This window comes from Pseudomonas poae (assembly GCF_001439785.1).
In the GTDB taxonomy this organism is placed as follows: Bacteria; Pseudomonadota; Gammaproteobacteria; order Pseudomonadales; family Pseudomonadaceae; genus Aquipseudomonas; species Aquipseudomonas poae.
On the sequence record NZ_JYLI01000005.1, the window covers coordinates 116,902 to 132,216 of the forward strand.

Consider the following 15,315-nt stretch of genomic DNA (forward strand, 5'->3'; position numbering starts at 1 on the left):
AAGTGGGCGAATTCGCCCACTGTGTCTTAGGAAATTTCACGCCTGAACGGCGGCAGGGCATTAAGGATTGCCTTGCCATAGCGCTGGGTGACCAGGCGCCGATCAAGCAGCGTGATAGTGCCCCGGTCTTCCTCGGTACGCAGCAGGCGACCGCAGGCCTGCACGAGCTTGAGCGAAGCATCCGGCACCGAGATTTCCATGAACGGATTGCCGCCGCGCGCTTCGATCCACTCGGCCAGCGCCGCCTCGACCGGGTCGTCCGGCACCGAAAACGGGATCTTGGCGATCACCACGTGTTCGCAGTAGGCGCCCGGCAAGTCCACACCCTCGGCAAAACTGGCCAGGCCGAACAGTACGCTGGAATCACCGCCATCGACCCGCGCCTTGTGCTTGTTCAGGGTTTCCTGCTTGGACAGGTTGCCCTGAATGAACACTTGCTTGCGCCAGTCACGGTCCAGACCGTCGAACACGTCCTGCATCTGTTTGCGCGAGGAGAACAACACCAGGGTACCGCGCGACCCTTCAACCAGGCCTGGCAGGTCACGGATGATCGCGGCGGTATGGGCCGGCGCATCGCGTGGATCGGCCTTGAGGTCCGGCACGCGCAGCACACCGGCGTCGGCATGATGGAAGGGGCTTGGCACCACGGCGGTGACCGCCTTTTTCGGCAGGCCCGCACGCATGCGAAAACGGTCGAAAGTGCCCAGGGCCGTCAGCGTGGCCGAGGTAACCAGGCAGCCGTACGCCACGTTCCACAGGTTGCGGCGCAGCATTTCGGCGGCGAGGATCGGACTGGCATTGACCTCGATATCAAACAGCGCGCCGCTTTCCGACAGGGTCAGCCAACGGGCCATGGGCGGGTTGTCTTCCGGGTCTTCAACGGTAAAGGCGGTCCACAGCTCCCAATTGCCCTGGGAGCGGGACAACAGACTGCCGAACAGCGGATACCATTCCTCGGCCTGATTACTCGCGATGCCGATATTGACCTCGCCGTCCATGCCTTCCTTGAGCAGATCGGTCAGGCGCGTGAACAGGTCGGTCAGGCGCGAAAAGCCTTTCTTCAGTTCAATCCCCATTTCGCGCATGTGCTCGGGAATCAGCCCACCCACAAAACGGTGGCGCGGACGCTCACGGCCTTCCACGTCTTCGCCAGGCTTGAAATCGGCCACCTGCTCACAGGCGCTGAACATGAACTGCTGCTGGGTCTTGATCTCGCGCGCCAGCTCCGGCACCTGTTCGATCAGCTTGCCCAGGTCGCCCGGCAGCGGGTGCTGGGCGAGCAACTTGGTGAGGTTCTTGGCGGTGGTTTCCAGCCAGTCGGCGGTGGACCGCAGGCGTGTGTAATGGGCGAAGTGGCCGATGGCCTTGTCCGGCAGGTGGTGGCCTTCGTCGAATACGTAGAGGGTGTCGCGCGGGTCCGGCAGCACGGCGCCGCCCCCCAGGGCCAGGTCGGCCAGCACCATGTCGTGGTTGGTGACGATCACGTCGACCTTGCCCATGCCTTCGCGCGCCTTGTAGAAGGCGCACTGACCGAAGTTGGGACAATGACGGTTGGTGCACTGGCTGTGGTCGGTGGTCAGGCGTGCCCAGTCGGCATCTTCCAGAGCAGTGGGCCAGCTGTCGCGGTCGCCGTCCCATTTATTGCCGGCCAGTTTCTCGATCATGCTGGTGAACAGTTTCTGACTGACTTCATCAACTTCGATCTTGAAGCCTTCTTCTTCGAACAACGAGGCGGTGGCGGTTTGCGCATGGCCTTCCTGCAGCAGCACGTCGAGCTTGGACAGGCACATGTAGCGGCCTCGCCCCTTGGCCAGGGCGAAGGTGAAATTCAGGCCGCTGTTGCGCATCAGGTCCGGCAGATCCTTGTAGACGATCTGCTCCTGCAGGGCGACGGTGGCGGTGGCGATCACCAGGCGCTTGCCGGCGGCCTTGGCCGTGGGAATCGCAGCCAGGCTGTAGGCTACGGTCTTGCCGGTACCGGTGCCGGCTTCAACGGCCACGACCGCAGGGTCGCCCTCGCGGCGCCCTTCGTCGTCGGTGTCGATATCCCCAAGGACTTTCGCCACTTCGGCGATCATCAGGCGCTGGCCATAGCGCGGTTTCAAGCGCTTGGCTTCGAGAAAACGCGAGTAGGCGCCCTGGATCGTGGTTTTGAGTTCAGTGCTGATCATGGATAGTCGGGCGCAAAAAACGCTGGATAAATTTTCAGTGGTTCGGATCGGCCGCTATCATACCCCGCTAATTAATCCCGCGCAGAACGGAGTACCACAATGACCGTCTTCAGCCTCGCTTACACCCTGCATATACTGGCCGCCCTGGTATGGGTCGGCGGCATGTTTTTCGCCTGGATGATCCTGCGCCCCGCTGCTGTGGCGGCACTTGAGGGCCCTGCCCGGCTCAGGTTGTGGGCAAATGTGTTTCAACGTTTTTTCGTGTGGGTATGGGTGGCGGTGCTGATTTTACCGATCAGCGGTGTGGGGCTGCTGCAGCTGCGCTTCAGCGGTTTTGAAACGGCGCCGCGTTATGTGCAGGTCATGATGGGCTTGTATCTGGTGATGACGGCGTTGTTTATCCGCATCCAGGCGTTGAAGTTCCCGCAATTGCGCACGGCGGTAGCGGCCGAAGACTGGCCGGCGGGCGCTGCTGCGCTGGGGCAGATTCGCCGGTTGGTGGGGATCAATTTGATTGTGGGGTTGGGGGTGGTTGCAGTTGCTTCGGCTCGGCCGATGTTCTGAAGCGGCCTTTAATCCGCTATAGGGAGCAAGCCCCCTATAGCGTCAAGCCAGGCAACTCAAAGCCGCTGGATGGTCACAGACCCCGCAGGCCCGGCCGCCCCTGGCTGCCCTTCCAGACCTGGACGGCCCTTATCGCCGCCATCGGCGCGGTACACCACGCACCCCTTCGATTGCCCGCCCTTGCCAGGTTTGCCTGCAGTACCGGCCAAACCTCCAGGCCCGCCATCGACCCAGACCTTGATGTTTTCAGCGGGAAAGTCCTGTGGCAGTTCAACCCGCACCGTCGCTCCTGCAGCCCCCGGCAAACCGTCGCCGCCGTTATCGCCGTTGAAACCGCGACCGGCCGAGCCCCAGGTACACCCCGGGTCTTCACCGTTGGCGCCATCGAGCCCGGCATACCCCTGGGCACCGGCGCCGCCACGGGCGTCCAGCGACAATGCTTCAGCCGTCAGCGAATGGATCCGCAACGTGAGATCGCGCCCTGCCCTGGCCGGTTTTTCATGGGTGCCCGGGGCGCCGCGCGAGGTGATCTGGCTGCCGTGTTCCAGTTGAGCCTGGCGCACCTGCAATTGCAGCGCGGTGTTGCCCGGCACGATGGCGATACGTGCTTCGCGGCCCAGGTGCAGTTCATCCACCGTCACTTGGCTGATGGTTGCCGGAATCAGCAAGGTGCCGTAATCCGCCACATCCAGGCGCTCGAGTTGCAACACGCTGGTGCTGCTGGGCAGGCGCATCAATGAGTGGGTTTCGACACTGACGCTATGGGCCAGGGCAATGGGGCTGACCAACAGGGCCAACAGAAAAACCTTGCGCATCATGGGGCTCCTGACTCTTTTCAAATTGTTATCCGGGTCACATTAACGACTTCTGCAGGCGATTTGCCAGTGACGTATCAAAAAACTTCAGCAGCGCAGGTTCAGGGCTTTTTCTGTCGCGCTTGCTCTAGGCCCGCAGGCGCAGCCGCGCTAGTCTCTACGGCTCTGATGTGAGGATTTGCGATGACCGCCGGTATTTCTGCCCCTACCCCCCAGCAAGCCTTGGCTGCCCTGCTCGACCTGCATCGGCCCAAACGCCTGCTGCTGTTGGGCGCCAGCCGCTTTCCGGCGCTGGAGGCATTCAAACAGGCACACCCCGACACGTTTATCGCCGCCGCCGAACCCGGTCCGTTGCCTGCGCACCTGGCGGCGCAGCGGTTTGACCTGGCGCTGGCGGTCGATTGCCTGGAACACCTTTCAAAGCCACAGGGCCTGACGCTGCTTGGCGGTATTCGCAACCTCAACGCCAGTCGCATCGCGGTGCTGGCAGACCTCGACGCCTGCGGCTGGAAAGACACCGACTTCTTCTCCCTGGCCCTGCAGGCCGGCGAGCGTTTCCAGCGCGACGAGCAGGTGCTGACGCTGTTCACCTACGATCTGCTTGACTATAAACAGGTGCCGGACTGGCTCAACGCCCGTTTCTGGGCCAATCCGGAAAACTTCGGAAAGTATTGGTGGTAACCCATGAGCACACCCATTTGCCCCTGCGGCAGTGGCAACCTGCTGGATGCCTGCTGCGGCCATTATCACAACGGCCACCCGGCTCCCTGCGCCAGCGCGCTGATGCGCTCGCGTTACAGCGCCTATGTGCTGGGCCTGGTGGATTACTTGGTGGCGACCACGTTGCCGGCCCAGCAACCCAGCCTCGACCGCGCCGCCATCGCTGCCTGGAGCGCACAGAGCACCTGGCTCGGGCTTGAGGTGGAGAGTTCGGAAGTGTTCGGTGGCCAGCCGGAACATGCCTTTGTGACCTTCACCGCTCGCTGGCATGACAACACGGGTGAACATAGTCACCGCGAACAGTCCTCTTTCGTACAGAATGAGGGGCGTTGGTACTTCATCGACCCTACCGTTGAGGTGAAGGTCGGGCGCAATGATCCGTGCCTGTGCGGCAGCGGGCAAAAATTCAAGAAATGTTGCGCGGGCTTCCGCTGACACCACCTGCAAAGGGATTACGCCATGCTTCGGATATTCAGCTTGATGCTGGCGTTGACCCTGGGTCTTACCGGATGCGCCTTCTGGTTCGAGGACGATTCGCCGCCGCCCCATGTGTCGCTGGTCAAGGTCGAAGTGGTACGCGCCAAGTTGCTCGAACAGAAATTCAGGCTGTATTTCCGCGTCGACAATCGCGACGACGCCGACCTGACCGTGCGCGGCCTGATCTACAAGGTCAGCCTGGGCGACTTCGTGTTGACCGAAGGCGAGTCCAATGAATGGCTCACCGTGGCGCCGCGCGGCCATGCGGTGTTCCGGGTGTCGGTGCGCACCAATCTCTGGCCGCAGATCCGCGAGGTGGTGCATATGCTGAAGAACCCCGACCGGCCCGTGCCCTATCGCCTGGAGGGCGAGCTGAAAACCGGCTTGTTCATCGGTAATGACGTGCAGGTGGCCCACAATGGCGAGATAATCCCCGGCGATTTTATTCCGGAGCGACATCGATGACTCAGCAACCCCATGTCCATGGTCCTGACTGCAACCACGATCACGAGCACCATGATCACGACCGCGGTCATGTCCACGGCCCCAACTGCGGCCACGCTCATCAGGAGCCGGTACGCAATGCATTGAAGGACGTTGGCCGCAACGATCCCTGCCCTTGCGGCAGCGAGAAAAAATTCAAGAAGTGCCACGGGGTCTAAGCCACCCTGACGATGTAAAGCTGGGAGGGGGCTTGCTCCCGAGGGCGGTGGACCAGTCAACAGATGCAGCGACTGGCACTCAGCCCTCGGGAGCAAGCCCCCTCCCACATTGATGTGCGATGTTTTACCTAAAACTACCCCCGCAGGAGCTTTGCCATGGCCTCGCCAGCCCTCTCACGTTTTCTTCCCCGGTTCGGCGTTGCCGCGGCAGTGGCCAGTGCGTTAAGCCTGGCCGGTTGCCAGCTCCAGAACACTCAGGACACCCTGCCGCCCGTTGCCGGCGTGCAGCCCCTCAAAGGCCTGGCCCAGAATGTGTCGATACGCCGCAATGCCCAGGGCATGCCGCTGATCGAGAGCAATACCTTCCACGACGCCCTGTTCAGCCTGGGCTACGTGCACGCCAGCGACCGCATCACCCAGATGGTCACGCTGCGCCTGCTGGCCCAGGGCCGTCTGGCGGAAATGTCCGGCCCTGACGTGCTGGATGTCGACCGCTTGATGCGCGCCGTCAACCTGAAAAAAAGCGCCGGCGAGCTGTATAACGCATCGAGCCCGCGCCTCAAGCGCTTCTTCGAAGTGTACGCACGCGGGGTCAATGCCTACCTGTTCCGCTACCGCGACAAACTGCCGCCGGACCTCGCCCAGACCGGCTACAAGCCCGAATACTGGAAGCCGGAAGATTCGGCGCTGTTGTTCTGCCTGCTCAACTTCAGTGAGTCGGCCAACCTGCAGCAAGAGCTGTCTTCGCTGGTACTGGCGCAAAAAGTCGGCGTCGACAAACTTGCCTGGCTCACTCCCAGCGCGCCGGACGAACCCATCCCGCTGGCCGAGGCAGAGAAGCTCAAAGGCGTGAACCTTGGCCAGATCACCGGTCTCGCCGGGCTGGATACGGTCAGCCAGCAGTTGAGCACGCTCAATGCGTTGGCGGTGACCACCTCGAGCAACTGGGCGATTGGCCCGCAACGCAGCCGCAGCGGCAAGAGCCTGCTGGCCAACGACCTTGCCGCCCGGCCGCAAGCGCCGTCGCCGTGGAGCTACGTGCAGATCCGCGCGCCGAAATACCAGGCCGCGGGTGCCTCGATAGCCGGCCTGCCGACCTTGTTGTCCGGTTTCAACGGCAAGGTGGCGTGGAGCATGAGCACGGTCAAGGGCGACACCCAGGACCTGTTCCTGGAAAAGGTCAAGCGCCAGGGCAACGCGTTGTACTACGAGAATAACGGCAAGTGGCTACCGGCCGGCGTGCGTAACGAAACGTTCTTCGTCAAGGGGCGTGGCTCGATTCGCGAAGTGGTGTACGAAACCCGCCACGGTGCCCTGCTCAACAGCAGCCAGGCCCTCACCAGTGGTTTTGGCCTGGCCCTGCAAACCGCCGACCTCAAGGACGACAAGAGCCTGGATGCGTTCTTCGACCTGTCCCGTGCGCAAAGCGCCGGCAAGGCCTCGGACGCCACCCGCGAAATCCGTGCAATTGCGCTGAACATGGTGTTCGCCGACACCGGCAGCATTGGCTGGCAGGTCACCGGCCGCTTCCCCAACCGCCGCGAAGGCGAAGGTCTGCTGCCCTCGCCGGGCTGGGACACGCGCTTTGACTGGGACGGCTATGCCGACGCGATGCTGCACCCTTATGATCAGGACCCGGCCCAAGGCTGGATCGGCACCGCCAACCAGCGCACCGCGCCACGCGGTTATGGCATGCAACTGTCCAACGCCTGGGACGCGCCGGAGCGCAGCGAGCGCCTGGCGCAACTGGCCAGCGCCGGCAAGCATGACAGCCGCAGCATGATCGCCATGCAGTACGACCAGACCACCACATTCGCCGCCAAGCTGAAAACCATGTTCCAGGCGCCAGGCATGGCCCAGCCCTTGAAACAGGCGATTGCTGCGCTGCCTGCGGCCGAACAGGCCAAGGCGCGTGAAGCCCTGGGGCGCCTGATGGCGTTCGATGGCCGCCTCGCGCCATCCTCCGCCGACGCGGCGATCTACGAGCTGTTCCTGCAGGAAAGCACGCGGCAGATCTTCCTCGACGAACTGGGTCCGGAAACCAGCGCCAGTTGGAAAGCCTTTGTCAGCAATGCCAACCTCTCCTACTCGGCCAACGCCGACCACCTGCTGGGCCGCGAAGACAGCCCGTTCTGGGACGATGTGCGTACTGCGCAAAAAGAAGACAAACCCACCATTCTTGCCCGCAGCCTCGCCGCCGCGATCAGCGCCGGTGACAGCCAGTTGGGCGCCGATCACAAGGCCTGGCAGTGGGGCAAACTGCACAGCACCACCTGGAAGAGCGCCAGCGGGCAGGTCATCCTTGGCCCACTTGCCAGCGGTGGCGACCACAACACCCTGAACCCGGCGCCGTACAGTTGGGGGCAGAGTTTCGACACCACGCAGGTGCCGGCACTGCGGATGATTGTCGACTTCGGTCAGGTGGAACCGATGATGGGCCAGGGCGGCAGCGGCCAGTCCGGTAACCCGGCCAGTCCCGACTATGCCAATGGCATCGACCCGGCGCTCAAGGCGCAATACCTGAGCTTCCCGATGCAGCCGCAGAACTTCGAAAAGGCGTATGGCAAAAACCGGCTGACCCTCACGCCTGGCAAGTAAATCGGGTTCTTATTGAAGAACCCGGATCAATATGTGGGAGGGGGCTTGCTCCCGATAGCAAAGTGTCAGTCACTGCATTTATGACTGATTCACCGCCATCGGGAGCAAGCCCCCTCCCACATTCGGGCCCCATGCATTCAGATAGAACTTACACACTCGCCCCCGCCTCAAAATAGACAAGCCCACCTCCCCGGTCACCCCATGGACCTTGTCATCGCCCGCCCCGAAGGCCTCTATTGCCCCGCCGGAGATTTCTACATCGATCCCTGGCGCCCAGTGGAACGCTCCGTCATCACCCACGCCCATGGCGACCACGCCCGCACCGGCAACCAGCATTATCTGGCGGCGGCGCCCGGCGAAGGCATTCTGCGTTCGCGCCTGGGCCAGGACATCAATCTGCAAACCCTGGCCTACGGCGAGCGGCTGGGGCACCACGGCGTCACCTTGAGTTTTCATCCGGCCGGGCACGTCCTCGGCTCGGCCCAGGTGCGCCTCGAATACCAGGGCGAAGTCTGGGTCGCATCCGGCGATTACAAGGTCGAGCCCGATGGCACCTGCGCGCCGTTCGAGCCGGTGCGCTGTCACACGTTCATCACCGAATCCACCTTCGGTCTGCCGATTTACCGCTGGCAGCCCCAGGCGCAAATTTTTGCCGGCATCAATGAGTGGTGGCAGGCCAACGTCGCCGCCGGCAAGGCCAGCGTGCTGTTCTGTTATTCCTTCGGCAAGGCCCAGCGCATCTTGCACGGCATTGACGCGAGCATCGGCCCGATCCTCAGCCATGGCGCCGTCGAGCCCTTGAACCGGGTGTACCGCGAGGCCGGCATTTACATTCCAGAAACCCTCTACGCGGGGGACTTCAAAAAAACCGACCCGCTGTTGCGCAAGGCATTGATCATCGCTCCGCCATCGGCTGGCGGCAGCAGTTGGATCAAACGCTTTGGCGACTACAGCGACGCCTTCGCCAGCGGCTGGATGCGCCTGCGCGGCACACGGCGGCGGCGCGGAGTGGACCGGGGATTTGTGCTGTCCGACCACGCCGATTGGCCGGGCTTGCTGTGGGCCATCGAGCAAACCGGCGCCGAACGGGTGATGGTCACCCATGGGTCTGTCGGTGTATTGGTGCGCCACCTGCGGGAAAAAGGCCTGGATGCCCAGGGCTTCACCACCGAATACGGTGATGACGAAGAAGAGGCCACTGCATGAAGGCCTTCGCCGAGCTGTACGCCAACCTCGACGCCACCACTTCCAGCAACGCCAAGCTGGCCGCATTGCAAGCCTACTTCCTGCAGGCGCCGCCAGAGGATGCCGCCTGGGCGGTGTACTTTCTGTCCGGCGGCCGGCCACGACAACTGGTGCCGACGCGCCTTTTAAGGGACATGGCCACGCAAGCGTCAGGCATCGAAGCCTGGCTGTTCGAAGAGAGCTACCAGTCGGTCGGTGACCTCGCCGAGACCATTTCCCTGCTCTTGCCCGAATCCACCTACACCTCAGAGGATGGCCTGGCCGTTTGGCTGGAAGAAAAACTGTTGCCCCTGCGTGGCCTGTCGCCCCTGGATCTGGCCGAACGCCTGCCCGCGCTGTGGGCGCAGCTGGATCAACCCAGCCTGATGGTGTGCATCAAGCTGATCACCGGCAGCTTTCGCGTCGGCGTGTCCAAGCTACTGGTCACCCGTGCCCTCGCCGCCATGGCCGATCTGGACAGCAAGCGCGTGGCACAGCGGCTGGTGGGCTACACCGATTTGTCCAATCGCCCTACGGCCGAAGGCTACCTCAAGCTGATTGCACCTGAATCAACCGACGAACACGCGCAACGTGGCGGGCAGCCCTATCCGTTTTTTCTGGCCCATGGCCTGTCGCAGCCGGTCGAGCAGTTCGACACCCTGCTCGGCGCGCCGACTGACTGGCAAGTGGAATGGAAGTGGGACGGTATCCGCGCACAACTGGTCAAGCGCGAGGGCCGTTTGTGGATCTGGTCGCGAGGTGAAGAGCTGGTGACCGAGCGCTTCCCCGAGCTGCACAGCCTGGTGAGCGGCCTGCCGGACGGCACGGTGATCGACGGCGAGATTGTGGTGTGGAACGGCGCGGTGCAACCCTTTGCCCTGCTGCAACAGCGTATTGGCCGCAAAACGTTGAGCAAAAAAGTCCTGGAGGACGCCCCGGTCGCGGTACTTGCCTACGACCTGCTGGAATATAAGGGCGAAGACTGGCGCAACCATGTCCAGGCAGAACGCCGCGCGCAGCTCGAACAGGTCATCAGCGCGTGCGACCAGCCCGTGCTGCTGCCCTCGCCGTTGTTGCAGGCCGACACCTGGGAAGCGCTGGCCGAGCAGCGCGAAGCCTCGCGCAGCCTTGGCGTGGAAGGCATGATGCTCAAGGATCGCAACGGCCTTTACGGCGTTGGCCGCACCAAGGATATGGGCCTGTGGTGGAAGTGGAAGGTCGACCCGTTCAGCGTCGATGCGGTTTTGATCTACGCCCAACGCGGCCATGGCCGCCGTGCCAGTCTGTACAGCGACTACACCTTCGCCGTGTGGGACGGCCCGCCCGGCACCGAGCGCACGCTAGTGCCGTTTGCCAAGGCTTATTCGGGATTGACCGACGAAGAAATGCGCAAGGTCGACGCCATCGTGCGCAAGACCACCGTGGAAAAATTCGGCCCGGTCAGCAGCGTGACGCCGAGCATGGTGTTTGAGCTGGGGTTTGAAGGGATCGCGCTATCCAAGCGGCACAAGAGCGGGATTGCCGTGAGATTTCCACGCATGCTGCGCTGGCGCCAGGACAAGGCGGTGGATGAAGCCGACAACCTGGCTACCCTGCAGGACCTGCTGGCCTGACACAAATCCTTGTGGGAGCAAGCCCCTTCCACAACTTGGTCATCGCTAATGGTCCGAAACAGTGCGCGCCATTTCCAATGCCCATTTTTGGGCATCGCCTACACGTCCAACGTCCTCGCGCTGCCTTTTAAAACGCTCATTCGGAACTATGGTGCAGAAATTGCTACTTGAGAGCCGTCTGACACCGTTCAGTAACAGTCCTAAACGCGCCACAAGCGCTTATCTTGGTTTCCAGGGATTACCTAATGAAAAAAGCATTGCTGACCCTTTCTGCACTGGCCCTGTGCATGGCCGCCGGTGTAGCCACGGCCAAGGAATACAAGGAATTGCGTTTTGGTGTGGATCCCTCCTACGCGCCGTTTGAATCCAAAGCGGCCGACGGCAGCCTGGTGGGCTTCGATATCGACCTGGGCAACGCGATCTGCGCGGAGCTGAAGGTCAAGTGCAAATGGGTCGAAAGCGATTTCGACGGCATGATCCCGGGCCTCAACGCCAACAAGTTCGATGGCGTGATTTCGTCGATGACCGTGACTGCAGCCCGTGAAAAGGCGATCGACTTCTCCAATGAGCTGTTCTCGGGCCCGACTTCTCTGGTGTTCAAGAAGGGCGCAGGGTTCTCTACGCCGGAATCCCTCAAGGGCAAATCCGTGGGCTACGAGCAAGGCACTATCCAGGAAGCCTACGCCAAGGCCGTACTCGATAAGGCTGGTGTGACCACCAAGGCCTACGCCAACCAGGACCAGGTGTACGCCGACCTGACCTCCGGTCGTCTGGACGCATCGGTGCAGGACATGCTGCAAGCCGAACTGGGCTTTCTGAAGTCGCCGGCCGGCGCCGGTTACGAAGTCAGCGCCGCCATCGACGACCCGTTGCTGCCGTCGAAAACCGCGATCGGTATCAAAAAAGGTAACAAAGACCTCAAGGCCCTGCTCGATAAAGGTATCAAAGCGTTACACGATGATGGCACCTACGCCACCATCCAGAAGAAACACTTCGGCGACCTGAACCTGTACAGCGGTAAATAACACGCTGGCGCCCATCGCTTTGCGGTGGGCGCTTTTTTATCGCCATAGGTCCTGAATTCATGTTTGAAGATCTTCTGAACACCCTGGGGCTGAGTGCCTTCAGCCTGAAAGGGTTCGGCCCGCTGTTGCTGCAAGGTACGTGGATGACCATCAAATTGTCAGTCGCGTCCCTGGCCGTCAGCGTCCTGCTGGGCCTGCTCGGTGCCAGCGCCAAATTGTCCAGCCTGCGCCTGCTGCGCATTCCCGCCCAGCTCTACACCACTCTGATTCGCGGCGTGCCCGACCTGGTGCTGATGCTGCTGATTTTCTACAGCCTGCAAATCTGGCTGACCGGCCTTACCGATTTCATGGAATGGGACTACATCGAGATCGACCCATTCAGCGCCGGGGTCATCACCCTGGGCTTTATCTACGGTGCGTACTTCACCGAGACGTTTCGCGGCGCAATCCTTGCCGTGCCCCGTGGCCAACTGGAAGCCGCGACCGCCTACGGGCTCAAGCGCGGGCAACGCTTTCGCTACGTGACCTTCCCGCAGATGATGCGCTTTGCCCTGCCAGGCATCGGCAATAACTGGATGGTGATGCTCAAGGCCACCGCGCTGGTGTCGATCATCGGCCTGGCCGACCTGGTCAAGGCCGCTCAGGATGCGGGCAAGAGCACGTATCAACTGTTCTATTTCCTGGTCATCGCCGCGTTGATCTACCTGCTGATCACCAGCGCGTCCAACTTCGTCCTGCGTCGTCTTGAACGGCGCTACTCGGCAGGCTCACGGGAGGCAGTGCGATGATCGAGCTCCTGCAGGAATACTGGCGCCCTTTCCTTTATAGCGACGGCCAGCACATCACTGGGCTGGCCATGACCCTGTGGCTGTTGAGCGCGGCGCTGGTCATCGGGTTTATCGTGTCGATCCCGCTGTCCATCGCGCGGGTATCACCCAGACGCCGCGTGCGCTGGCCGGTACAGTTCTACACCTACCTGTTTCGTGGCACGCCGCTGTATATCCAGTTACTGATTTGCTACACCGGCATCTACAGCATCGCGGCAGTACGCGAGCAGCCATTGCTGGGGGCATTCTTTCGCGATGCGATGAACTGCACCATCCTCGCCTTCGCGCTCAATACCTGCGCATACACCACCGAGATTTTCGCCGGGGCCATTCGCAGCATGGCCCACGGTGAAGTCGAGGCCGCCAAGGCCTACGGCCTCAGCGGCTGGAAGTTGTATGCCTATGTGATCATGCCGTCGGCCCTGCGCCGTTCGCTGCCTTACTACAGCAACGAAGTGATTTTGATGCTGCACTCGACCACCGTGGCGTTTACCGCAACGGTGCCGGACATTCTCAAAGTCGCACGGGACGCCAACTCGGCCACCTACATGACCTTTCAATCGTTCGGCATCGCTGCGCTGATCTATCTGACGGTGACCTTCGCCCTGGTCGGTCTGTTTCGATTGGCCGAGCGTCGCTGGCTGGCCTTCCTCGGGCCGAGCCGCTAAGGAGTGTTCATGCGTCATCAGGTACACGATCTGATCGCGCCGATGCCCGGCACGGCGCGGCAGATTCACAGTTTTCACTTCGGCCCGGAACAGGCCGCCGGCAAAATCTATATCCAGTCCTCGCTGCACGCCGACGAGCTGCCGGGCATGCTGGTGGCCTGGCATCTGAAACGGCGTCTGGCCGAGCTGGCGGCGGCCGGGCGCCTGCGCAGCGAAATCGTGCTGGTGCCCATCGCCAATCCGGTCGGCCTGGAACAGGTGGTGATGGACACCCCGCTGGGACGCTACGAACTGGAAAGCGGACAGAACTTCAATCGCCATTTTGTCGACCTCAGTGCGCAAGTTGGTGATCAGATCGAGGCGCTGCTGGACGACGATCCCCGGCGCAATGTGGAGCGAGTGCGCACTGCGCTGTTAAATGCCCTGGCCGAGCAAACCGCTGACACTCAGTTGCAGTCACAACGCCTGGTGTTGCAACGTTTGGCCTGCGATGCCGACATGGTGCTGGACCTGCATTGCGATTTCGAAGCCGTGGCACACCTGTACACCACGCCCGAGGCCTGGCCGCAGGTGGAGCCGCTGGCACGCTATATAGGCAGCGAAGCCAACCTGCTGGCCACCGACTCGGGCGGGCAGTCCTTCGACGAGTGTTTCACCCTGGTGTGGTGGCAATTGCAGCAACGCTTCGGCGAGCGCTTCCCGCTGCCCATGGGCAGCTTTGCGGTCACCGTCGAGCTGCGCGGCCAGGGTGATGTCAACCATGGCCTGGCCAGCCTCGACTGCCAGGCGATCATCGACTACCTGATGCACTTCGGCGCGATTGCCGGCCAGGCGCCACCGCTGCCCGAGCTGCCTTACCCGGCGACTCCGCTGGCGGGCGTGGAACCGGTGGCCACGCCCGTGGGCGGCTTGCTGGTGTACAGCGCCCTGCCGGGGGAATACCTGCACGCCGGGCAACTGATCGCCGAGATCATCGACCCCATTACCGACCGCGTAACGCCCGTGCACTGCCGGCACGCTGGCCTGCTTTACGCCCGTTCGCTGCGCCGCATGGCCACCGCCGGGATGGTCATCGGCCATGTCGCAGGCTCCGAGGCCTACCGCAGCGGCTATCTACTTTCGCCTTGAGGATGCACGCCCCATGTACAAACTGACCGTTGAAGGCCTGCATAAAAGCTATGGCGACAATCAAGTGCTCAAAGGCGTCACGCTCAAGGCCAATACCGGTGACGTGATCAGCCTGATCGGCGCCAGCGGCTCGGGCAAGAGCACGTTTTTGCGCTGCATCAACTTTCTGGAAACCCCCGACGACGGCGCCATGACCCTGGACGGCAAGGCGATCCGCATGGTCAGTGACCGTCACGGCATGCGCGTGGCCGACGATGCCGAGTTGCAGCGCCTGCGCACGCGGCTGGCGATGGTGTTCCAGCACTTCAACCTGTGGAGCCACATGAGCGTGCTGGAAAACATCACCATGGCCCCGCGCCGGGTGCTGGGTTGCAGCAAAAAGGACGCCGAAGAGCGCGCCCGCCGTTACCTGGACAAGGTCGGCCTGCCGGCGCGGGTGGCCGATCAATACCCGGCCTTTCTCTCCGGCGGCCAGCAACAGCGGGTGGCCATTGCCCGCGCCCTGGCCATGGAGCCGGAAGTGATGCTGTTCGACGAACCCACTTCGGCCCTCGACCCCGAGCTGGTGGGCGAAGTGCTGAAGGTGATCCAGGGCCTGGCCGAGGAAGGCCGCACCATGATCATGGTGACCCACGAGATGAGTTTTGCGCGCAAGGTGTCGAGCCAGGTGCTGTTCCTGCATCAAGGCCGGGTGGAAGAGGAAGGCGCGCCTGACGCAGTGCTGGGCAATCCACAGAGCGAGCGCCTGCAGCAATTTTTGAGTGGCAACTTGAAGTAAACCTTTATGCCGCGCGAAGGGTCTGTGCAATAGACCCTTCAGGAC

At 62.3% G+C, this 15,315-nt stretch carries 15 protein-coding genes; 13 read left to right on the plus strand and 2 right to left on the minus strand.

The window, feature by feature from the left end; genetic code table 11:
* Window positions 1-26: 26 nt before the first annotated feature.
* Window positions 27-2,171: an ATP-dependent DNA helicase DinG gene (gene dinG / locus TU75_RS07765; protein WP_003231146.1), complete on the minus strand. Its 2,145-nt coding sequence runs from the start codon at window positions 2,169-2,171 to the stop codon at window positions 27-29.
* 99 nt (window positions 2,172-2,270) lie between these two features.
* Here dinG and TU75_RS07770 point away from each other — a divergent pair, with 99 nt between their 5' ends.
* The gene (locus TU75_RS07770) at window positions 2,271-2,735 is read left to right on the plus strand and encodes a CopD family protein (RefSeq protein ID WP_003231149.1); all 465 of its coding nucleotides are present in this window, start codon (window positions 2,271-2,273) and stop codon (window positions 2,733-2,735) included.
* A gap of 56 nt (window positions 2,736-2,791) precedes the next feature.
* Here TU75_RS07770 and TU75_RS07775 read toward each other — a convergent pair whose 3' ends face one another.
* A complete protein-coding gene (locus TU75_RS07775; protein WP_060548610.1) occupies window positions 2,792-3,550 on the minus strand; it encodes a hypothetical protein in 759 nt (252 codons plus the stop codon).
* 183 nt (window positions 3,551-3,733) lie between these two features.
* Here TU75_RS07775 and TU75_RS07780 point away from each other — a divergent pair, with 183 nt between their 5' ends.
* The 12 genes from TU75_RS07780 (at window position 3,734) to TU75_RS07830 (ending at window position 15,270) form a co-directional block, all read left to right on the plus strand.
* Entirely contained in the window at window positions 3,734-4,231 is a 498-nt protein-coding gene (locus tag TU75_RS07780; protein WP_060548611.1) for a DUF6231 family protein, read from the plus strand.
* A 3-nt stretch (window positions 4,232-4,234) separates the two neighbouring features.
* Window positions 4,235-4,705, plus strand: a complete 471-nt coding sequence (locus TU75_RS07785) for a YchJ family protein (RefSeq protein ID WP_060548612.1) — start codon at window positions 4,235-4,237, stop codon at window positions 4,703-4,705.
* Between the two features lie 24 nt (window positions 4,706-4,729).
* On the plus strand, window positions 4,730-5,212 hold the full coding sequence (locus TU75_RS07790; protein WP_060548613.1) for an LEA/WHy family protein: 483 nt from the start codon (window positions 4,730-4,732) through the stop codon (window positions 5,210-5,212).
* The gene (locus tag TU75_RS26330; protein ID WP_082630330.1) at window positions 5,209-5,409 is read left to right on the plus strand and encodes an SEC-C metal-binding domain-containing protein; all 201 of its coding nucleotides are present in this window, start codon (window positions 5,209-5,211) and stop codon (window positions 5,407-5,409) included. The genes TU75_RS07790 and TU75_RS26330 overlap by 4 nt, the downstream gene beginning before the upstream one ends.
* 156 nt (window positions 5,410-5,565) lie before the next feature.
* Entirely contained in the window at window positions 5,566-8,007 is a 2,442-nt protein-coding gene (locus tag TU75_RS07795) for a penicillin acylase family protein (protein ID WP_060548614.1), read from the plus strand.
* Between the two features lie 201 nt (window positions 8,008-8,208).
* Window positions 8,209-9,213 carry a ligase-associated DNA damage response exonuclease gene (locus tag TU75_RS07800; protein ID WP_060548615.1) on the plus strand — a complete coding sequence of 335 codons (1,005 nt, stop codon included), beginning with the start codon at window positions 8,209-8,211 and terminating at the stop codon, window positions 9,211-9,213.
* The gene (locus TU75_RS07805) at window positions 9,210-10,844 is read left to right on the plus strand and encodes an ATP-dependent DNA ligase (protein ID WP_060548616.1); all 1,635 of its coding nucleotides are present in this window, start codon (window positions 9,210-9,212) and stop codon (window positions 10,842-10,844) included. Before TU75_RS07800 ends, TU75_RS07805 begins: the two co-directional genes overlap by 4 nt.
* Before the next feature lie 245 nt (window positions 10,845-11,089).
* Window positions 11,090-11,869 carry a transporter substrate-binding domain-containing protein gene (locus TU75_RS07810; protein ID WP_003231167.1) on the plus strand — a complete coding sequence of 260 codons (780 nt, stop codon included), beginning with the start codon at window positions 11,090-11,092 and terminating at the stop codon, window positions 11,867-11,869.
* Window positions 11,870-11,928: 59 nt separating this feature from the next.
* The gene (locus TU75_RS07815; protein ID WP_003231168.1) at window positions 11,929-12,657 is read left to right on the plus strand and encodes an ABC transporter permease; all 729 of its coding nucleotides are present in this window, start codon (window positions 11,929-11,931) and stop codon (window positions 12,655-12,657) included.
* Complete coding sequence (locus TU75_RS07820) at window positions 12,654-13,364, plus strand: ABC transporter permease (protein ID WP_003231170.1); 711 nt, start codon at window positions 12,654-12,656, stop codon at window positions 13,362-13,364. Before TU75_RS07815 ends, TU75_RS07820 begins: the two co-directional genes overlap by 4 nt.
* A gap of 9 nt (window positions 13,365-13,373) precedes the next feature.
* Entirely contained in the window at window positions 13,374-14,492 is a 1,119-nt protein-coding gene (locus TU75_RS07825; protein WP_060548617.1) for a succinylglutamate desuccinylase/aspartoacylase family protein, read from the plus strand.
* A gap of 13 nt (window positions 14,493-14,505) precedes the next feature.
* The gene (locus TU75_RS07830) at window positions 14,506-15,270 is read left to right on the plus strand and encodes an ABC transporter ATP-binding protein (RefSeq protein ID WP_003231173.1); all 765 of its coding nucleotides are present in this window, start codon (window positions 14,506-14,508) and stop codon (window positions 15,268-15,270) included.
* Window positions 15,271-15,315 lie beyond the last annotated feature (45 nt).